This is a genomic window from Acinetobacter sp. AND/436, from assembly GCF_049546925.1.
GTDB classification, from domain to species: domain Bacteria; phylum Pseudomonadota; class Gammaproteobacteria; order Pseudomonadales; family Moraxellaceae; genus Acinetobacter; species Acinetobacter indicus.
Window position 1 is genome coordinate 186,146 of record NZ_JBMXBO010000004.1, and the last position, 19,633, is coordinate 205,778.

23 protein-coding genes and 1 pseudogene are annotated in these 19,633 nt (G+C 48.1%); 12 read left to right on the forward strand and 12 right to left on the reverse strand.

Annotated elements, in window-relative coordinates:
- Positions 1-18: 18 nt before the first annotated feature.
- Both lnt and ACPEPR_RS05415 read right to left on the reverse strand, forming a co-directional pair.
- Positions 19-1,578, reverse strand: coding sequence for an apolipoprotein N-acyltransferase (lnt, locus tag ACPEPR_RS05410; protein ID WP_168399002.1), 1,560 nt, complete (start codon positions 1,576-1,578; stop codon positions 19-21).
- Positions 1,575-2,414, reverse strand: a complete 840-nt coding sequence (locus ACPEPR_RS05415; RefSeq protein ID WP_005181878.1) for an HlyC/CorC family transporter — start codon at positions 2,412-2,414, stop codon at positions 1,575-1,577. The genes lnt and ACPEPR_RS05415 overlap by 4 nt, the downstream gene beginning before the upstream one ends.
- A 198-nt stretch (positions 2,415-2,612) precedes the next feature.
- Between ACPEPR_RS05415 and tusA the strand changes: the two genes are divergently transcribed.
- Positions 2,613-2,870 carry a sulfurtransferase TusA gene (gene tusA, locus ACPEPR_RS05420; protein ID WP_005181880.1) on the forward strand — a complete coding sequence of 86 codons (258 nt, stop codon included), beginning with the start codon at positions 2,613-2,615 and terminating at the stop codon, positions 2,868-2,870.
- Between the two features lie 166 nt (positions 2,871-3,036).
- Positions 3,037-3,570, forward strand: a pseudogene (locus tag ACPEPR_RS05425) (type VI immunity family protein); the annotation flags it as partial.
- A gap of 141 nt (positions 3,571-3,711) precedes the next feature.
- On the opposite strand, the gene ACPEPR_RS05430 reads toward ACPEPR_RS05425, so the two are convergent.
- A complete protein-coding gene (locus ACPEPR_RS05430; protein ID WP_104472115.1) occupies positions 3,712-5,424 on the reverse strand; it encodes an electron transfer flavoprotein-ubiquinone oxidoreductase in 1,713 nt (570 codons plus the stop codon).
- Between the two features lie 188 nt (positions 5,425-5,612).
- On the opposite strand from ACPEPR_RS05430, the gene ACPEPR_RS05435 reads away from it, so the two are divergent.
- The 5 genes from ACPEPR_RS05435 to ACPEPR_RS05455 all read left to right on the forward strand — a co-directional run bounded on the left by ACPEPR_RS05435 (position 5,613) and on the right by ACPEPR_RS05455 (position 10,026).
- Entirely contained in the window at positions 5,613-6,224 is a 612-nt protein-coding gene (locus ACPEPR_RS05435; RefSeq protein WP_034598302.1) for a DUF1285 domain-containing protein, read from the forward strand.
- 46 nt (positions 6,225-6,270) lie between these two features.
- Positions 6,271-7,140 (forward strand): glutamate racemase, encoded by an 870-nt coding sequence (gene murI / locus ACPEPR_RS05440; protein ID WP_168397726.1) that lies wholly within the window; start codon positions 6,271-6,273, stop codon positions 7,138-7,140.
- Positions 7,141-7,254: 114 nt separating this feature from the next.
- The gene (locus ACPEPR_RS05445) at positions 7,255-8,283 is read left to right on the forward strand and encodes a DUF4062 domain-containing protein (RefSeq protein WP_127801785.1); all 1,029 of its coding nucleotides are present in this window, start codon (positions 7,255-7,257) and stop codon (positions 8,281-8,283) included.
- A gap of 66 nt (positions 8,284-8,349) precedes the next feature.
- On the forward strand, positions 8,350-9,378 hold the full coding sequence (gene hemH, locus ACPEPR_RS05450) for a ferrochelatase (protein WP_168383890.1): 1,029 nt from the start codon (positions 8,350-8,352) through the stop codon (positions 9,376-9,378).
- 3 nt (positions 9,379-9,381) lie between these two features.
- Positions 9,382-10,026: an MBL fold metallo-hydrolase gene (locus tag ACPEPR_RS05455; protein ID WP_127800305.1), complete on the forward strand. Its 645-nt coding sequence runs from the start codon at positions 9,382-9,384 to the stop codon at positions 10,024-10,026.
- Between the two features lie 69 nt (positions 10,027-10,095).
- Here ACPEPR_RS05455 and ACPEPR_RS05460 read toward each other — a convergent pair whose 3' ends face one another.
- A complete protein-coding gene (locus ACPEPR_RS05460) occupies positions 10,096-10,275 on the reverse strand; it encodes a hypothetical protein (protein ID WP_005181916.1) in 180 nt (59 codons plus the stop codon).
- A gap of 181 nt (positions 10,276-10,456) precedes the next feature.
- Positions 10,457-10,630 carry a DNA gyrase inhibitor YacG gene (locus ACPEPR_RS05465; RefSeq protein WP_168399001.1) on the reverse strand — a complete coding sequence of 58 codons (174 nt, stop codon included), beginning with the start codon at positions 10,628-10,630 and terminating at the stop codon, positions 10,457-10,459.
- 84 nt (positions 10,631-10,714) lie between these two features.
- On the opposite strand from ACPEPR_RS05465, the gene ACPEPR_RS05470 reads away from it, so the two are divergent.
- Positions 10,715-11,365, forward strand: a complete 651-nt coding sequence (locus ACPEPR_RS05470) for an SAM-dependent methyltransferase (RefSeq protein WP_171066723.1) — start codon at positions 10,715-10,717, stop codon at positions 11,363-11,365.
- Between the two features lie 2 nt (positions 11,366-11,367).
- On the forward strand, positions 11,368-12,570 hold the full coding sequence (locus tag ACPEPR_RS05475) for a TIGR03862 family flavoprotein (protein ID WP_168399000.1): 1,203 nt from the start codon (positions 11,368-11,370) through the stop codon (positions 12,568-12,570).
- Positions 12,571-12,635: 65 nt separating this feature from the next.
- On the opposite strand, the gene ACPEPR_RS05480 is transcribed toward ACPEPR_RS05475, so the two are convergent.
- Together ACPEPR_RS05480 and ACPEPR_RS05485 are read right to left on the reverse strand one after the other, a co-directional pair.
- Positions 12,636-13,184 (reverse strand): hypothetical protein, encoded by a 549-nt coding sequence (locus tag ACPEPR_RS05480; protein ID WP_168395838.1) that lies wholly within the window; start codon positions 13,182-13,184, stop codon positions 12,636-12,638.
- A 13-nt stretch (positions 13,185-13,197) separates the two neighbouring features.
- Positions 13,198-13,980, reverse strand: coding sequence for a class I SAM-dependent methyltransferase (locus ACPEPR_RS05485; protein ID WP_171526531.1), 783 nt, complete (start codon positions 13,978-13,980; stop codon positions 13,198-13,200).
- Positions 13,981-14,101: 121 nt separating this feature from the next.
- Here ACPEPR_RS05485 and ACPEPR_RS05490 point away from each other — a divergent pair, with 121 nt between their 5' ends.
- The 3 genes from ACPEPR_RS05490 to ACPEPR_RS05500 all read left to right on the forward strand — a co-directional run bounded on the left by ACPEPR_RS05490 (position 14,102) and on the right by ACPEPR_RS05500 (position 16,731).
- Positions 14,102-15,376, forward strand: a complete 1,275-nt coding sequence (locus ACPEPR_RS05490; RefSeq protein ID WP_016659613.1) for a hypothetical protein — start codon at positions 14,102-14,104, stop codon at positions 15,374-15,376.
- A gap of 100 nt (positions 15,377-15,476) precedes the next feature.
- Positions 15,477-15,674 carry a hypothetical protein gene (locus ACPEPR_RS05495; RefSeq protein WP_005181929.1) on the forward strand — a complete coding sequence of 66 codons (198 nt, stop codon included), beginning with the start codon at positions 15,477-15,479 and terminating at the stop codon, positions 15,672-15,674.
- 100 nt (positions 15,675-15,774) lie between these two features.
- Positions 15,775-16,731: a 2-hydroxyacid dehydrogenase gene (locus ACPEPR_RS05500; RefSeq protein WP_168398999.1), complete on the forward strand. Its 957-nt coding sequence runs from the start codon at positions 15,775-15,777 to the stop codon at positions 16,729-16,731.
- Positions 16,732-16,829: 98 nt separating this feature from the next.
- Here ACPEPR_RS05500 and ACPEPR_RS05505 read toward each other — a convergent pair whose 3' ends face one another.
- From ACPEPR_RS05505 to ACPEPR_RS05525, 5 genes are all read right to left on the reverse strand, one after another.
- A complete protein-coding gene (locus ACPEPR_RS05505; protein WP_104470692.1) occupies positions 16,830-17,255 on the reverse strand; it encodes a hypothetical protein in 426 nt (141 codons plus the stop codon).
- Between the two features lie 204 nt (positions 17,256-17,459).
- Positions 17,460-17,984, reverse strand: a complete 525-nt coding sequence (locus ACPEPR_RS05510) for a hypothetical protein (protein ID WP_005181937.1) — start codon at positions 17,982-17,984, stop codon at positions 17,460-17,462.
- 290 nt (positions 17,985-18,274) lie between these two features.
- On the reverse strand, positions 18,275-18,664 hold the full coding sequence (locus ACPEPR_RS05515; protein WP_005181941.1) for a hypothetical protein: 390 nt from the start codon (positions 18,662-18,664) through the stop codon (positions 18,275-18,277).
- A gap of 108 nt (positions 18,665-18,772) precedes the next feature.
- The gene (locus ACPEPR_RS05520; protein ID WP_005181943.1) at positions 18,773-19,162 is read right to left on the reverse strand and encodes a hypothetical protein; all 390 of its coding nucleotides are present in this window, start codon (positions 19,160-19,162) and stop codon (positions 18,773-18,775) included.
- Positions 19,163-19,166: 4 nt separating this feature from the next.
- Entirely contained in the window at positions 19,167-19,508 is a 342-nt protein-coding gene (locus ACPEPR_RS05525; RefSeq protein WP_228288773.1) for a DUF6036 family nucleotidyltransferase, read from the reverse strand.
- Positions 19,509-19,633: the final 125 nt, after the last annotated feature.

Sequence of the window (19,633 nt, forward strand, 5' to 3'; positions counted from 1 at the left end):
GGGGACTTCATAGGCGAATTATCTTCTCGACTTAAAGCTGACATCGACCTTACGTGGACGATAGATCCAGCCCAAAATCAGCAACAGGAAGGAGAAGATCAGCACCGGCCAATCACTAAGGCGGGTATACAAGGTCTGGCCCTGCATTGCCGGTAACTCACCGCGCAGCACTGCTTCCTGATCAATTGGAGCCTGCTGCACAATATGGCCCTGATGGTCAATAAAGGCGGTCACACCGGTATTGGTGGCCCGAATAAACCAGCGGCCATTTTCTTTGGCACGCATCTGCACCATCTGTAAATGCTGCCACGGGCCGGCTGTACCGGTAAACCAGGCATCATTGGACACAGTCACCAGAAAATCACTCTGGCTGGCATTACGACGGGTCAGATTCGGATAGGCCACTTCATAACAGATGGCTGCACCCAACGGTGAGTTATGAATCATCAGCGGTTTTTGCTCTTTGGCACCGCGCGAAAAACCACTCATGGATGGATCATTCTGCAAGGCCGGCAAGACCCAGCTTAACAGGCCGGATAAAGGAATATATTCACCAAATGGCACCAGGCGCTGTTTCTTGTATAAGCCTTCTGAATCTGTACCGGTGGCCATAATACTGTTGTAGTACATCGGCTGGCCATTTTGCTGCGATTCAGGCAGGTCCCAATACGGAATGCCGGTGACCCAGGCACTTCCCGTTTTTTCCGCCTCGGTTTTCATGGCCGCTAAAAACGGTTCGATATCGGTCTGGAACATTGGAATGGAAGATTCCGGCCAGACAATCAGGTCGCGGCCCCATTCGGTGCGGGTCAGTTCGCTGTAGATTAACAGGGTTTTCAGTTGATATTCGGTCAGCCATTTCAGGTCTTGCGGAATATTGCCCTGAATCAAGGATACGGACAGCGGCGGTTCATCTTTCTCGCTGACAAAGTTGAGCTGGGAAGCACCCCAAGCGCCGGCCAGGAGCAGCAATGACGGCACCAGCCAGAAGATGCGTTTATTCAGAATTTCCACCAGCGCACAGGCCAGAATAATGGCCACAAACGACACTCCGAACACCCCGAATAAGGGCGCATAGCTGTCCAGAAAACGCTCAGTAAAGGCATAGCCGACAAATAGCCACGGGAAACCGGTAAATACCCAGGTTTTGGCCCATTCAAAGAACACCCACAGCGGCGCAAAAGTTAGCGGCGTTTCCGGGAAGAAGCGGCGATACAGCCAGGTTTGAATGGCGGTAAATAGCCCCATGGCCAAGGCCATAATCGCAATCATCAGCACGCTTAAAATGGCCGGGGTATCTCCATAGACATGAATGGAGGTATATAGCCAGAAGGCACCGACAAACCACAGGCCAATACCGTAGGCCCAGCCAATAAAAAAGGCCTGTTTGGCAGAGCGCTGACGTAAAACTGCATAAAGCAAGGCCGGAGACAGCAGGGCAATCCACCAGTAATAATACGGTGCCAGGGCAAAACTGAAAATGGCACCTGCGATTAAGGCAATCAGCAGGGGATAAACTAGCGGGAGCTGTTTGTGTTGTTGGGATGAATCTAACAGCTTGGTGAAATAAGTCCTCATTGACGTACAGCTCGAATCAGATGAATAGTGCGTGCATCTGCTTCAAGAATCTTAAACTGCCAATCCCCAATTTCAATAATTTGACCTTGCAGATCACTCACCAATCCAATTTCCTGAAGCAGTAAACCGCCGACAGTTTCTACTTCATCGTCAGAAAAATCAGCATCTAAAACATTGTTAAAGTGTTCAATTGGTGTAAGTGCCTGTACCAGCCAGGTGTTGGCGGTCTGCGGATCATGATCGGGCACAATGTATTGTGCTTCGGCATCGGCCTGATCATGCTCATCTTCAATTTCACCAACAATTTCTTCCAGAATATCTTCTAGGGTTACCAGTCCTGAAGTGCTGCCATATTCATCAATTACAATGGCAATATGGGTCTGGGTATTTTTCAGCATACGCAGGACCTGATCGGAACGCGCACTTTCTGGCACAAACAGTGGCTGACGCATCAGTGCCCGGATATCGACCTTCGGCGTTGGTTCGGTCAGAAAGGGTAACAAGTCTTTGGCCAGCAGAATCCCCACTACATTGTCAGGCTGGTCTGAAGAGAAGACCGGAAAGCGTGAATGGGCCGACTCGACCAGTACATGCAGAATATCCAGCAGCTCATCATCTTCCTGCAAGCTGATCATGGAAGTGCGCGGGGTCATAACCTCACGGATTTTGGTGGCCGGCAAATCCAGCACACCTTCCAGCATTGCCACAGTATCGGGTTCTAAAAAACGACGTGAATCTTGTACTAATTTTAGCAATTCATCGCGGGTTTCCGGTGCAGTACCTAACCATTTACGTAAGCCACGCATACCCCACGATGGGCCTGATTCCTCGTGCATGATCCTTCCTAAAGACTCGTTGTATCTAAAAAACTTGATTTAATCATACCGCAGAAAATACAGTTGTCTATTGTTTATCGACTTTCGCTGAAACAATGAATTTGATGATTTATCAGGCGGATAAAGCCAGCTTGCAGCATCAGTGGTTTTGCTGGCTTTGTGTTAGAATAGAAAAATTGTATCTCGCCGAGTTTTATTATGTCTGATTCATCCATTACCCCTGCCATTCAGCTAAATACGCGCGGTCTGCGTTGCCCTGAACCAGTGATGATGTTGCATCAAGCCATTCGTAAATCTAAATCGGGCGATGTGGTGGAGATTTTTGCCACCGACAATTCTACTTCGTGGGATATTCCAAAATTCTGTATGCATTTGGGCCATGAGCTGCTGTTACAGGAAGAAGTGCTGGATGCTGCTGGCAATAAAGAATTTCATTATCTGGTCAAAAAAGGCTAGGTCATCCTCCGACAATGCCGCGGTTTTAAAGGCCATGCTTTTTATCGGATAGTGGCTTTGTTGCATAAATATGTAAGCATCTGATTTAAATAAATTTAATTTTGGATCAAAAAATAATCAAAACTTTTAAAATCATATAGTTATGAAATCTTTGTGCAACAAAGCCCTTTCGCCCTATTGGCTAGAAAAGTTAGGTTTAAGTGAAGAGCAAATTCGCGAAAAACTCAATGATCCACGTATTGAAATAACTAAAATAGAGGATTCGAACAATCCGACTCAATATAGTCTTTGGATTCGTTTGGGTGAGCTCTCACTTTATCCAGTTGAAGAAGATGTCCCTGATCTATTGGTGTTGGCAAATGAGCTAATTAAACCGATACGTTGTGATAACTTAAAACTTACGACCTTAGATGCATGGTCAGATGATCCAAACCCACGTTTTGATGTAGTAAGTGCGAAACAATGGATTGCTCGATTTGATAAAGACAGTACATGGCCTGAATTAAAACGAGTGGAAGTCGAAGCTCAAGAACCAGAAAGAATTGATATTGTACTCGCTGGAGAACCCTGCCCACACGCAGGTTACTGGTATACATTTGCCAAAGAAAACTCACGCCAATATTTTAAACACGGAGATATTTTCCCTGATTTTGAAAGTGATTGGGGAGATGTGTATTGGCAGTTTGATGGGGAAGAATAAACTCAGTCATGAACGGCTTACTATAACTTTAGTATATATTTTTACTTAAATAACAAAAATAGCTATAATTATTGAGTTGGATTTATCTAAGAAAGAAAAAATAAACCCGCTTACGCGGGTTTATTTTGATCTCAATCGAGATTACATATTTGGATAGTTTGGACCACCACCACCTTCCGGTGTTACCCAGGTGATGTTCTGTGATGGATCTTTAATGTCACAGGTCTTGCAGTGTACGCAGTTGGCTGCGTTAATCTGGAAGCGCTTGGAACCATCATCATTTTCCATAATTTCATACACACCCGCAGGGCAGTAGCGCTGTGCCGGCTCATCCCATTTAGGCAAGTTCACATCGACTGGAATCGACGCATTGGTTAGTTTCAGGTGCGCTGGCTGGTTTTCTTCATGTACGGTATTGGATACAAACACCGAAGACAAACGGTCAAAGGTCAGCTTGCCATCCGGTTTTGGATAGTTCGGCTTAAAGCTTACCGCATCTACGGTTTTCAGTGCGCTGAAGTCAGGCACTAAATCATGCAGGGTAAATGGCACTTTAAAGATGTTCTGGTCGATAAAGTTAAACGCACCACCAAACCATTGACCAAACTTGTGCATTGCCGGGCCAAAGTTACGCGCGTTGTAAAGCTCTTCTTTTAGCCAGCTGTTGTTGAACTTCTCAGTGTAAGAGGTTAATTCTTTTACAAAGAAATCTTCACCCTCAGTCACGCGGGCAATCGCCAAGTCACCACCTTTTTCGACACCAGCAGCAATCGCTTCAAAGACTGCCTCACCACAGAGCATGCCGGATTTCATTGCGGTATGAGAGCCTTTGATTTTGGCAAAGTTCAGGAAGCCTGCATCATCACCAATTAAAGAACCACCCGGGAAAGTGAATTTAGGCAGCGAGTTAAAGCCACCTTTGGTTACGGCACGCGCACCATAAGAAATACGCTTACCGCCTTCCAAGTATTGCTTAATCAGAGGATGAGTCTTCCAGCGCTGCATTTCCATAAATGGATACATATGCGGATTTTCATAAGACAGATCGACGATCATCCCCAGCGTGACCTGGTTGTTTTCCGCGTGGTAGAGCCACCAGCCGCCGGAAGAACCGGTTTCAGACAATGGCCAGCCGGCACCGTGCATCACCAGACCTGGTTTATGTTTGGCCGGATCAATTTCCCACAGCTCTTTAATGCCGATACCGTAGTGTTGAGGGTCGGCATCTTTGTCCAGATTAAATTTCTGGATCAGGCGTTTGCCTAAGTGACCACGACAGCCTTCAGCAAACAGGGTGTATTTGGCATGCAGTTCATAACCTGGGGCAAAGTTGTGGGTCGGTTCACCATCTTTACCAATGCCCATATCACCGGTTTGAATACCTTTTACTGTGCCATCTTCATGGTACAGGATTTCAGACGCCGCAAAGCCCGGGAAAATAGACACTTCCAGTTCTTCGGCTTTCTGGCCTAACCAGCGCACCACGTTGCCCAGTGAAATGACATAGTTGCCATTGTTGTGCATGGTTTTTGGCACCATCCAGTGTGGTGCTTCTTTTGATGTGGTTTCAGACAGCAGGAAGAACGTTTTATCTTCTGTCACCGGTACATTTAACGGTGCACCTTCTTCTTTCCAGTTCGGGAACAGCTCATTGATGGCACGTGGTTCCAGCACCGCACCTGACAAGATGTGCGCACCGACTTCGGAGCCTTTTTCTACGACACAAACGGACAGATCATTCAGGTTATTTTCAATTGCAAGTTGACGGATTTTAATCGCCGCAGACAGACCCGCAGGGCCAGCACCTACGATAACTACGTCAAACTCCATCGATTCACGTTCGATGTGTTCCATGTAGGACTCCTCATAATACTAGAAGGTGGCAACCGTCATCTCAGAATCCGGTGCTGCCATGAGTGTTCTTAGTTCCTAGACACAAATTTGCTATCGTGTCTTTTATATTGTGGGCTAGTATAGTTTTAAACCTTGGTCTAGCCAATTGGCTGAATCATATTATTTTTCCGTCAGCAGGGTATTCAATGATGAACAATGAGCACAATGAACCAAATCCGACGAAAAAAGTAGCATTTTCTGATGATAAAAATTTAATGGGCATTGCGCAATACTTAAAAGATGCACAGCCCGGTCACAAAAGGTCAATTCCCCCTTTGGAGCAATGGCATCCAAAGCATTGTGGCAAAATGGATTTAACGGTAAAAGCCAATGGAGAATGGTGGCACGAAGGTCAATTGGTGAAGCGCCAGTCATTAATTGAGCTGTTTTCTACCGTACTCTGGAAAGAAGGTCACACGTTCTATTTAAAAACCCCGGTCGAGCAGATTGAAATTGAGGTGGAAGATGAGCCTTTATTTGTCAATCAGGTAGATCAGGTTGATATTGAAGGCAAGACCTATCTGCAACTGACCACTACCACCCAGGACCTGGTGATTGTCGATGAGCAGCATCCGATCTTTATGCGTGAATATGAAGGGGAGTTGCGTCCCTATGTGCATGTGCGTTTTGGCCTAAATGCCCTGATCCAGCGCGCGGCTTTTTTTCATCTGGTCGAGCTGGGCAGCTTGCAGGAAAATGCCGAAGGCGATGCGATTTTAAGCCTGAAAAGTGGTGATTTGCTATTGCAATTAGGCACCTGAGGTTTAAGCTTGAGCCATCCTATTTCAAACTGCTCATTCCGCTGCCATGACCGCCATTCATCCCCTTGCTCCTTTGTTGCACCCTATGACCAGAGCGCAGGCGGATGCGCCAATCGGGATTTTTGATTCAGGCATTGGCGGCTTGTCGGTGGCGCTGGAAATTGCCCAGCATTTGCCCAATGAACAGATTGTTTATTATGCCGACACGGCGCATGTGCCTTATGGTCCGCGTGATGATCAGGAAATTCGCGAACTGACCGCTCAGGCTATCGAGTGGCTGTATCGGCAGGGCTGTAAAATTGCAGTGGTGGCCTGCAATACTGCTTCGGCCTTTAGCCTGGATTATCTGCGTGCGCATTATGGGGAAGATTTCCCGATTGTTGGTTTGGTCCCAGCCTTAAAACCGGCGGTACTGCAGAGCAAAACCAAAACCGTGGCTGTGCTGGCGACACCGGCGACCTTTCGTGGCCAGCTAATTAAAGACGTGATTCAGCGTTTTGCCTTGCCGGCTGAGGTCAAGGTGATTCCTTTAACTTCGCTTGAACTGGTGCCTTTTGTGGAAAGCGGAGCACAAATGAGCACGGCCTGTTTAACTACTTTAAGTGAACTGCTACAGCCAGTGGTGGATGCTGGCGCAGATCATCTGGTGCTGGGGTGTACCCATTATCCCTTCTTAAAAACTGCGATTCAGTCTATTTTTGGTCAGAAATTGACATTAATTGACTCAGGAACTGCCGTTGCGCGTCAAACTTCCCGCATTTTAACGAAAAATGAGTTATTATTTGAACAGAGCCGAGCCGATCAGGTGCAGATTCATTGTTATGTCAGCGGTCAAAATGCTGAACATTTACAACCGATTGTCGGGCATCTGATGCCTGAGCAGATCCGCTGGAAAATTTCCAATCTGCCACGCTAAGCCAGCTCCATAAAGAAAGCAACATGATTGCTTCAGCATGACTTATTTTTTGATTGGGGAACAATACTGATGCCCATTGGGCGCTTCAGCTATTGAGGGAAGGAAGGAGAGCCAATGCTCGATAAACGCTATCAGGTATTTATCTCTACGTCCGGTTCAGAGATGCAGCCGGAACGCATGGTATTGACACAGACCTTGGTGGGAATGGGCTTCTTTTCCTGGGGCTTGGAGCAGCGTACGCCATTGAGTACGGCATTTGCCCGTCGTCAGATTGATGACTGCGATTATGTGGTGCTGTTATTGGGCAGCCAGTATGGCGAGCAGTCGGTATCGGGTGTGGGCTATATGCATCTGGAATATATTTACGCGGTCACCAAGCAGAAACCGATGATTGTGTTTATGCATGAAGACCCGGATTCACGTGATGCCAGCTTGCAGGATGCCAAACCTGAACTGCGGGAAAAATTTAAAGAATTCCGTCGCCTGTTGCAGCAGGAAGTTGATCAGGTGTTTTGCTATCGCAGCTTGCGTGATCTGGAGCTGGCAGTACGCTTTAATATGCCGCAAATGCTGGAGCGTTATCCGGTGGTGGGTTGGGTGCGTCCGCAAAATACCCAGGCCCTGCATGATGAAATCGAGCAGCTACAGGCCAAAGTGGCCCAGTTAAAAAATGAACTCGGCAAGACCGAAGCCGATCCGTTTTTAAGCCTGCCCAAAGTATCCATGCATGAAGCTTTCCAGTTTGAATACCGGATGCATGCCTATCAGGATGGTAATTTTAAAGAACTGAAAGTACAAAAACAGCTGACCTGGGCGCAGCTGTTCAGTATTTTAGGCTCGACCTTTATTCATCCGACCCCGGAAGAATATTTTTCCAAACGCATGAATGAATATTTAAATGATACCGGCCTGACTGATGCGCGGCGTGAAATGCCACGGGCGCATGCGGTGGCACGGGCGCAAATCAATATTCGTGCCTTGCATACCATTAAAATGCAGATGCGCCAGAATGACTGGATTGTGCAGGCCGGCCGGGATGAACGCCAGCGTATGCTATGGCAGACTACAGCCAAAGGGCAGAAGTTGCTGGACAGTAACCTGCTTGATAATGATCGTGTTTTTCAATATAAATCGACGTATTAATTCATTTAGTAACAGACGGGAAAGCTGTTAAAGTAAACGCGTTCCCTGATGATTCCTGAGAGCCTAATGTCTGTTGTTGCGAAACCGAAAATCACCATTATTCTGGCCAATTTGGGCACACCGGATGCACCGACTGTGCCCGCGGTACGACGTTTTCTGAAACAGTTCCTGTCTGATCAGCGGGTGATTGAAATTCCCAAACTGCTGTGGCAAATCATTTTAAGGCTGTTTATTTTACCGTTTCGCCCCAAACGCGTGGCACATGCTTATGCCATGGTCTGGAATCAGGATTCGCCTATGCGCGAAATTTTGCAGGCGCAGGTTGATGCCATCAGACAGACCTTAACTCCGCTCTACCCGGAATTTGAGCTGAATATTGTGCCAGCCATGACCTATGGCAACCCGGGCATCGACGCTTTGCTGGCAAAGCTGGCCCAGCAGCCGCAAGATCATCTCCTTGTCCTGCCGCTATTCCCTCAATATTCCGCAACTTCCACCGCGCCGCTATATGATGCTATAGCCAAATGGATTCCGCAGCAGCGCAATTTGCCGGGGCTGAGCATTATCCGCGATTATTATCAGCATCCTTTGTATATTCAGGCTTTGGCGCAGAGTGTGCGCGAATTTCAGGCCGAGCATGGTCCGGCGGAAAAACTGCTGATGTCATTTCACGGTATTCCACAGCCGTATGCCGATAAAGGCGACCCGTATGCCGAGCGCAGTCGCACAACCGCTCAACTGGTGGCGCAGGCGCTGGGTTTAAATGAGGATCAGTGGGCGATCAGCTTCCAGTCACGTTTTGGCAAGCAAGAATGGGTCAAGCCCTATACCGATGTGCTGCTCGAAGAATGGGGCCAGCAGGGAGTTAAATCGGTTCAGATCATGAGTCCGGCATTTTCTGCCGACTGTCTGGAAACCCTGGAAGAACTGGCGATACAAAATGCCGAGATTTTTCAGCAGGCGGGCGGGGAACACTATGCCTATATTCCGGCGCTCAACCAGCGGGACGATCATTTACAATTGCTGAATGCCTTGCTTCAGGCTAATCTGGATGCGCTGAAACAGACTTTTGCCCATTTTCAACAGGACGCTTAACCCATGTTACAAGTCAAAATTGTGCCGGTCACGGCATTTGCCCAAAATTGTTCCATCGTCTGGGATGCAGAAAGCAAAGAGGCCATTTTGATTGATGCGGGCGGCGAACCGGACAAGCTGCAGGCAGAAGTTGAAGCACTGGGCTTAACTGTGAAAGCCTTATGGTTAACTCATGGCCATCTGGATCATGCTGGTGCTGTCGGTGCCTTAAAAAAACGCTGGGATGTGCCGGTCATTGGCCCGCATAAGGAAGATGCATTCTGGCTGGATATGATTCAGGAAGTATCGGCGCGTTATGGTTTCCCGATTCCTGAAAAGGTCGAGGTGGATCAGTGGCTGGAAGGTGGTGAGCAGCTGCAGCTGGGCAATGAACAGTTTGAAGTGCGTTTTGCGCCGGGACATACCCCAGGTCATGTGATGTTCTATAATGCCAATTACGGTTTGCTCTGGACCGGTGATGTGCTGTTTAAAGGCTCGATTGGCCGGACAGATTTCCCGCGAGGGAATCATCAGCAATTACTGGATTCAATCCAGCGTGAATGTTTTAGCCTGCCCGATGAAACCCAGTTTATTTCAGGGCATGGTCCGATCAGTACCATTGGTTTTGAAAAACAGCACAATCCTTTTGTGGCGGGGCAGGCCGGTTAATCTGCAAATTTCACCCTAACCAAAGTCAGCACAGTGCTGACTTTTTTATTGCGCCGTTTTGATTGCCATTTATTTGCGAAACGGGTCATTCAGCTGTTTTTTCGCTTCCATGCCCACCAGCCAGGCCATTAAGGCAAATAATACCGCCACCCCAATCAGCAGCGTATCCTGACTATATAAACCGACCGCCAGCATTAAGATTGCGGCAAGCAGAAAGGCGAAAAAAAGAATTTTCAGGAGCGTGGGCATACAGGGCTCGATAATTAGAATCTCGAGGCCATTTAAAAAAGAACCGAATGCGAATAGGGTAACGTTTTGCAGTAAAATTTTTAAATGTGTGCGCTGTTTGCGCAAAGAAGTTTTAAATGTGTAGGATTTTTATTACACCTTTCCAGTAAAAGCGGCTTTTTGTAAAACCGCGTAACTCATTTTAGTCTTCCGGGTTATCTACCGAGGGTGCATCCTGAGTCGGCAGGCGATATGCATCACTGGCCCAGGCGCCCAAATCAATCAGCTTGCAACGCTCGGAACAGAAAGGGCGAAATTCATTGCCTTCCCAGACAGAAGGTTCACCACAACGTGGGCAAGGGAATGTACGTGGCATGCGGGTCTCCTGATAAAATCCCGGATTAGATTAGGCAAAAACAGCTGCACTTGATAGACTTGTGCGGTTTTTTATAAGTTTGATCTGATTATGCCCATTCGTCAATTTCAAGCCCAGCGTATGCATGCTCCGCGTGACTTTCAAGCCATTGCCAATACTCCTGTCTGTATCGAAATTGGTGCAGGCAAAGGCAAGCACGCGCTGTTGTTCAGTGGGCAACATCCTGAGCAAACCCTGTATGCGATTGAGCGCACCCGGGAAAAGTTTCTGGCCATGCAAAAGCAGCATGGATTAGAACCGCATGCCAATCTGCAGCCAGTCCATGCCGATGCCTTACCGTGGATTGTACATGCGCTATATCCGGCGCAAGTCGAGCAGTGCTTTATTTTATATCCGAATCCGGAGCCGCATAATCCGGCCCAGCGCTGGCTGAACATGCCATTTTTTGAGTTTTTGCTGTCACGTTTGCAACCGAATGGACAGATTACCCTGGCCAGTAATATCCCTGAATATATTGCCGAAGCTGAACAGCAATTATTGGCGCTATGGAAACTGCCGTTTGAGAAACAGCGGATTGCCGCCGATTCTGCCCGGACCCATTTTGAAATTAAATATTTGCAGCGCGGTGAATTGTGCCAGCAACTGATTATTCGCAAACCGGAGGGTTATCGTACCCGTTTTGACGATTTTCAGCCGCTTCAGGGCCAGTCGCCAGCGCAGGCAGTGGAAGAATAAGCATGTCCAAGCGGATTGCCATTATCGGGGCAGGCCCGGCCGGCTTGATGGCGGCTGAGGTGCTCAGCCAGTATGGCTATAACCTGCATGTCTATGAGCAGAAGCCTTCGGCAGCACGCAAGTTTTTAATGGCCGGAAAAACCGGGTTAAATATTTCCCATGCCGAAGCAGTGCCGCAGTTTATTCAGCGTTATGATCAGGCCGACTGGCTGGCGCCGTGGATTCAGCGCTGGGATGCTGGCTGGATTCAGGACTGGATGGCAGGCTTGGGCATTCGCTCTTATGTCGGTTCATCCGGGCGGATATTTCCGGTGGAGATGAAAGCTGCGCCGTTATTACGGGCCTGGTTAAAACGACTGGCGGATAATGGGGTGCAGTTTCATTACCGCCAGCAGGTCAAAGGCCTTGAGCAGCAACAGCTGCAGATTCTGGACTTAAAACATGGGCAACTGCGCAGTGAAGCATTTGATGCGATTGTGCTGGCTTGTGGTGCGCTGTCGTGGTCGCAATTAGGCAGTGATGGTGCCTGGCAGGACTGGCTCCATCCAGAGCAGATTGAACCATTTCAGGCCAGCAATGCCGGGGTGGAGTATCCGTGGTCCAGCTTTATGCAGCCAGTGTTTGGTCAGCCTTTAAAACGGGTTGAGACCTGGGTGGAACCGCATACGCGCAGTGTCGGCGATATTGTCCTGACCCATTATGGACTGGAAAGTGGCCTGATTTATAAGCAGGGCCGGGCCTTACGTGCACAGCTGAAACAGCAGCAGCGCATGGTGCTCTCTCTGGATTTACTGCCCGAGCAGTCGCAGGCGCAGCTGGCCAAAAAATTACACCCCAGTAAAAAGCAGTCGCTTAGCAATGTCTGGCGTAAAGCCGGTTTAGATGCAGCCAAAAGCAGTCTGCTGCGCGAACTGGTCGATAAAAGCTTATGGCATCAGCCGGAGGCACTGGCGGCACAGGTGAAACAGCTGCGGATTGAATTAACGGGTTTTCGCCCGATTGAAGAAGCGATTAGCTGTGCCGGCGGAATCAAGCGCAGTGCCTTCAGCCCGCAGTTACAGCTGAAGGATCATCCGGCAGTATTTTGCTGCGGTGAAATGCTGGACTGGGATGCACCCACCGGCGGCTATTTGCTCACGGCCTGTTTTGCCACCGGACGGGCAGCTGGGGAAGGTGTACATGCCTATCTCGCTACAGGGCAGTAAAACTCACAGACATCCTGCCTGTAAAAAATCAGGGCTATTTAGGGCCCTGAGGTTGTGTATATCATTTAATGCTCGAGCTGTGGATACTGGTCGCGCCAGTGTTCTAATTGCTCTTGGGCATGAATAAATTTCCCCAGACCTTTAACGCTGTCTGGTGCACTCTCCGATGCAGCTGAAGCTGGTTGCTGGGCATGCAGCTGGGCCTGATGATCCCAATATTCATACATCAGACCCTGAATATAGCGGCCCTGTTCAGTTTTTAAATCCAGCGCTTTCAGCATATTCAGGGCCGACTGGATATTGTCACCTTGCCGGCTTCGTGCAAAGACATCATCCAGCGTGCCTTGCTGCTGCATCTGCATTAGTTCAACTTCCATGTCTTCACTCATCTGGCCAAAGCGCTGTTCATAGTCGGTTAGCAGCTGCAGGTCATGAAAGTCCTGCTCGGTTTTCGGGAAAGTGCGTACCGGCTCACTTTTCAGTTCCTGCAGCACCTGATCTTCGGCGCTTAATTCCTGCTTCGGTTCTGGTGACGGATTACGCTCGCAGGCACTCAGCAGCAGTGCACTGCCAAGCAGACAGGCCAGAGATAAAGGTTTGATCAGATTGGACATGACAGGTTCATCCTTATTGTTCTGTAATTTTTGTAAAGCTATACACATGGGTCAGGTAGGGAAAGTCAATTTGTTGCTGCGGCTGTTTGCCTGTATATTGCAGCACCATCTGCTCGAACTGCTGTTTCAGCTGCTGTTGCTGGTGTTCAGGCAGCGCGGCAATAAAACTGGTAGAAAGCAGGCGTTTTGACACCACCTGTTCAACTGTACCGCTTTGCCATTGCTGAAAAGTAGCTTCTGCGTTAGCGTTAAAGCCGGTCGCAGCCGAAAAGACCTGTCGCCATTGGCCGCTATGAAAACGCGGGGTATCGCCTTCCAGCGGTGCTATATGGTCGGCCAGTGCTTTGACCCAGTCGATGCGGGTGTCACGCTGATTCCAGATCAGCAACAGCTGGCCACCCGGTTTCAGCACCCGGTAAATTTCGTTCAGGGTTTCAAGATTGGCAAACCAGTGAAAGGACTGCGCGCAGCAGACGGCATCGACACTGGCATCAGGCAGCGGCAGGGCATGACTATAGGCTTGAATGCTTTGCACATCAGGATAGTGTTGCTGTAGTTGTGCCAGCATTTCGGCCACCGGCTCAACAGCAATCACATGCGGGCTAAGCTGTTGCAGAATCGGCAGGAATTTACCGGTACCGGCACCTAGGTCGACACAGACCGGTGCGGCATCAGATTTGAGCTGGTTTTTTAACCATGCAACCAGCGCTTGTGGATAACTTGGTCGGACCTGTTGATAAAGTTCGGCGGCTGTGGAAAAGCCTTGTTCTGCTGCAGGATGGAGGAATTGTGTCATATTTTGCGCTTTTTTATCTGCCGGGCATCTATAAAATAACATATTCGCTTTTTAGTCGTCGGCATACGGTCTATTTGTTATTTTGAATCTTGATAGAGGGCTGTGCAGCTCTGGTGTGGGAATGGATAAACACATAATTTTTGAAGACGATCATATCCGCGTCATCTGGATGCCCGGTCATTCAGAGGCGCTGATTTTTTCTTTTGGCGATTTAATTACCCGCGCCAAAGGCCTGACCATTAATGCTGAAAAGTCATTGAGCAAACACGGCTATAATGTGGTTGGCATCATGCCAAAGGAGAAATCCTGGTTTCCCGAACAGTCGATGCGCGCGATGCTGAATGAAATTGCCGCCACCATTGCGCCGTTTCAGCAGCGTATTGGCTATGGCGGTTCGATGGGTGGTTATGCGGCCATCAAATATTCCAACCTGCTTGATTTGCAACGTGTGGTGGCACTGGTGCCGCAATATTCGATTGATCCGGAAGATATTCTGGACACGCGCTACAATATGTTCTTCCATCCGCAGCACAATGCTGACATGCGTATTCAGCCCCAAGATGTTTCGGCTGAGCGCGAATATATCGTGATTTATGATCCGCACTATGCCGAAGACCGCGCCCAGTATTTAAAACTGCAGGCGGTACTGCCTTCGCTGCAGACCCTGCATTTACCGTTTACCGGACATGATGCGATTGCGGTGCTGGCCAGTTCCGATTTGCTCAATGATTTTCTTAGCCATCCTTTTGATCCGGCACATTTTTACCAGAAGATGCGTCAGGTCAAAAAGAACAGCAAGTTCTACTATCGCAAGCTGATTGAAAACCTGTTGCCACGGCACAAACATGCGCTGGGGCAAATCCTGAAAAATAACGAACTGCAACTGGACAGCGGCTTTTTTGATGCCAAGCTCAAGCAGAACCTGATTCGCTCGCTGCTCAGCAATAAACAGGTCGATCAGCATGACCTGCATAAACTCGGGATTCAGTTTAACCTGCCGCAGGAAAGCCGCCGCCAGCTGATGGACTGTTTTGGCCATGGGCTGGTATTTAATGTCATTAGCCAGAAGATCGAAAGCTATGCTGCCAGTGCTGTGGCCTTAAACCATAAATTCCTGATTCCGATTTATGCCAAGGGCAATGGACTGGTACAAATCTGGCTGAATGACCAGCGTTATATTGTGGCCATGAATGATCGTCAGGTCATGAAACTGTTTCAGGAACAGGATGAGCTCAGCGCCGGTATGCACCCCATCGTGATTAAAAAATACAGCGATTATTATGTGCTGAGTTATAAACAGCTGAATTTAAGTAGTGATGAATTTGGCGGCAATGAATTTGTCGATGATAGCCCGGAAAGTGCCAAATTTGTGACCCAGCCCGAAGTGGTGCTGTAAGCCAAAACTGCACTGACCCCGAAGTCCTTGTTTTATTTTATATTCAGGCTAAGATGAAGATGGATGTAAAACAACCAGTGGATAAAAGTAGGGTAGTGTTATGACCATTCGACCTCTGTCTGTTGTGGTACTGAGCCTGCTGGGTTGGGCTGTTCCGTCCGTTGCTTCGGCACAAACGGTGCATTATTCAGCCTATATGGTGTTCGGCAGTGGCCTGTTATTGGTATTGGCTTTAACCATTTATGTCATTCGGCAAATCCGCTTTTCTTTACGCAATTATCACAGCAAGCGCCCATGAACTCATGGGCGTTTTTTTGTGGGCATCCCATTTTTGAACTGACGCGCAGCGCTACAAGTGTGCTTTAATTTCTTCACGCCATGATGAGAGGATGCACCACATGAACGCCATATTTCTGGATTTTGCCTCGCTGGATCAGGATGATTTACAGCTAGAAGACTTAAACGCTGTCTTTCAGCAGCAGTTAACGCTGTATCCAACCACTTCGCCTGCAGAGCTGCTGCCACGGGTGCAATCTGCCGAGGTGATTATCAGCAATAAAGTCTTGCTGGATGCCGCGACATTACAGCAATGCCCGCAGCTTAAACTGATCCTGATTTCAGCCACCGGTACCAATAATGTCGATTTGGAACAGGCTCGCCGCCAGGGTGTGGTGGTGTGTAACTGTCAGGGTTATGGCACGGCCGCAGTGGCGCAACATACCTTAATGCTGATGTTAAATCTGGCTACTTCTTTTGTGCCTTATTATCAGGCGGTGCAACAGGGCCAGTGGCAGCGTTCTAGCCAGTTCTGTCTGCTGGATTATCCAATTGTCGAGCTGGCTGGAAAAACGCTGGGCATTGTCGGTTATGGTGAGTTGGGGCAGGCAGTGGCCAAGCTAGCCGAAGCCTTCGGCATGCAGGTCAAAATTGCTGCTCTCGCCAACCGGCCACAATCTGCGTCGCGGGTGCCTTTTGCCGAGCTGTTACCGCAGGTGGATTTTTTAAGCCTGCATTGTCCACTGACCGAAGATACCCGGGATTTAATCGGGCCGGCTGAGTTTGCTGCCATGAAACATAGCGCGTTTTTAGTTAACTGTGCCCGCGGCGGTATTGTCAATGAAGCGGCGCTGGCCGAAGCCTTACAGTCCGGACAAATTGCCGGTGCGGCGATGGATGTGCTGAGTGTCGAGCCACCCAAGCAGGGCAATATCCTGTTAGACCCAGCTATTCCCAATTTAATTTTAACCCCGCATAGTGCATGGGGCAGTGTAGATGCGCGGCAGCGGATTGTGCAGCAAATGGTAGAAAACGTGATCGCGTTTCAGCAGGGCCAACCGATCCGTCAGGTCAATTAAGCAGATATCAAGCAATAAAAAATACGGACGCATTCAGGTCCGTATTTTTGGGTGGAATGAAAAGGCGAGTGATGATGAGGCTCTCGCTCACTCCCGTCTTAAAGTTCGGTCACGGCATAGCTGGTGGCCCCTGAACCGGTTTCAGCAGGTACTGATGCCGCCGGTTGAGCGGTATCTGGCTGACTCAAGCTGCCCTGTACAATTGGTACCGGCTGTTGCGGTGCGCCGCCTAAAGCTTCTTTGGTGTCCTGAATTTTCTGGTTGGCCTGTTGCGTGGTGTTGCTGGTTAAGGTTTTGGTATTTTCCCAGGCCTGATGCACCGAAGGCCGTACTTTTTGCACACCTTTTTCTGCCACTTCACCAACCCGATCTGCCGCGTTTAAAACACCTTGCTGTGCTTTATAGGCCCAGACATGCAGTAAATTCGGATTATCGGCATAAGGTTGAATCGGGGCTTGGAGCTTGGTGCTGCTATTCGCTTCTGCTGGTGGAGTTTGTGCCCAGACTGCAGTGCCCATGAGCATAAGGCCAACAGCCAATACGGATTTCATTTTATGCATAATCATGACCCCTGCTAAAAGAGAATGGAAAGCCTAAGCCTAAACTGAAGGCATGAAGAAATCATGAAGATTCCTGTTACTGTGTTGAGCATCTGCTGAATTGTCTTGAAACTCAACCACAAAATTAAAAAAGCCCGCAGGGTTGCAGGCTTGGTTCTCTCATTTTGATTATTGTGCAGCGCCAACCGCGGTATGGGTTTTACTGCTGACTTTGGCTTTGGCCACAGGCGTATCGACATCAACCTGCGCATTGCTGTGCAATTGTACCTGTGCCGATTTCTGTTTCAGGCTGTTTTTGGTTTTTTCCGTACGATCTGCGGCATGTTCACGGGCTGCTGCGGCTTTCTTGGCGGCAGACTGTTTCAGTTCGCTTGAGCGTTCATAGGCCGCCTGTTTTAAATCTGCGGCTTTTTCTTTGCCGGCTTCGGCTTTTTCATTGCTGAACTGTTTGGTGTTTTGCCAGGTGTTCTGGGTCGTGGTTTTTACGCTATGTAATCCTTGACCGACATGCTCGCCTGCGCTGTGTAAGGTCTGCTGCGTACCTTGCACTACATTATTTAAAAGTCCACCAGCCTGTGGCGTCTGCACAGCTGCCGATGCGTTGACATTGGCCTGAAGTGCGGGCGCGGCATACAGTGAAGATGTCGCGAGTAGGGCGCTGCTCATGAATATTGTTGTGAGAGTTTTCTTCATAGGATTTTCCTTGCATGTGTGCCACAGACGCAATGCTGTGAGCGGTGCCTATCTTAAGGAGAAAAATATGCGCCGATATGCTTTATGCAAAAACATCCACAATCTTGCTACAACTGCTTAACAATTCAGGCATTTTTGTAAACCGGGGATTGGCTGCGAAGTCTTATACCAGTTGGTATAGCAGATATAATTTGAATGATGAAAAATCTATTTATTTTTCGGGTTATTTTTATTTTTTCTAGGAAATGTGGAAAAGCACCATACCTTTTGCAGGCATGATGCTTGAATTTTTAGTTACATTGCGCCAGTGCATCTTTATGGAAATGATCGCGCAGGGTCAGGAAGTTTTTCTGTACCGTGGCATCATGCAGGTCAAAATTATGGGCGGTGCTGGTGCCATCTTGGGCAAAGGTAGCTGAACCGGCTGAAATGAGGGTGTTGCCTTTAAATGCCCATTGTTCAATTGAGCGGCCGGCTTTGAGCTGCCCTCTAAATTCAATCACGCATTTATCAATAAACTTGGTCAGTTTGGCCGAGTTATGCGTGGTGTCTGGATAGACCTCAAGATTTTGGACTTCTTGTAATACCCCCGCTTGTAGTTGTGGAATGACTGGCGCAGAGGTACATGCACCCAGAGAAAGGCAAGTTAGACCAGATAAAATTAAAGTTTTAAGTTTCATAAGCTTCTTTCTTGTTGAGTGTTTTCAGTTTGAGTATAGGGAATATGGAAGGAAAAGCCTATAGGTATGACCTATAGAATAGTGGTACTTAAGAGAAGGAGGAGAGAATTAACTGTAAAGTGAGTAGTGGCGTGTTTGTAAGGTCAGTAATTGAGGTTTTAAATGATTTAAATCTTCATTGAGGCCTACACGTTTTGCCAGAGGGTCAACTAATCTTCTTGTATCATGAGTGCTCGGCAATGGAACGACATTCAAGGCTTGGGAGAGTGCTTTAAGTTGTTGGCGTCTAGAAACACTTGAGCATGAGTATCTGCGGAATTTTTCTAATAGAAAAAACAGTCGGCGCTTTTCTAAGGGGTTTAAACTGGAACTCACAGCAGGTAGTAGTTCTGAATATAATAATGCTTCAGCAACGGGTTTAACCTGCTCGAATGTTGCAGAATTCAATGGCTGCTTTAACAGTGCTTTTAAAGCATGCTCAAATTCCAGCTGATTCATTGTGTCAATCTCCCAGGTCTGAAAGAAGCGAAATCATATATTGAATATTAGAATCGAATTGCTCAGGTGTAACGTAATAGTCTTTAGCATTATTTGCTATTTCTTTGAACTGCTCAAGCGAAAACTTGTTTCTTGCATATAATGCTTGAATATCTTCGATGTCTCTGTCAGACAAGCGTGCCAATTTAGAAACAGCCAAATCTACGCCAGATACGAGATAGACCTCTACGATACTTTCAGCGGTTAAGGGGATCACTCGTTCCCTGTAATCAGGATCGATGGAGGCAAGGCTGGTATTAAATCCACTGTCAAATTCTAAATTTGTTTCAAGATTATTATGATCCAGATAATGAACTACTCGGAGCTAAAGCAACCGAGTTTCCGTAGTGCAACCTAAGTTGCACACATCTCTTTTGACGCTTCATTGGTACTGCGAAAAAGGGCTTTAACACCCTTAGTCGTCTTACGAAT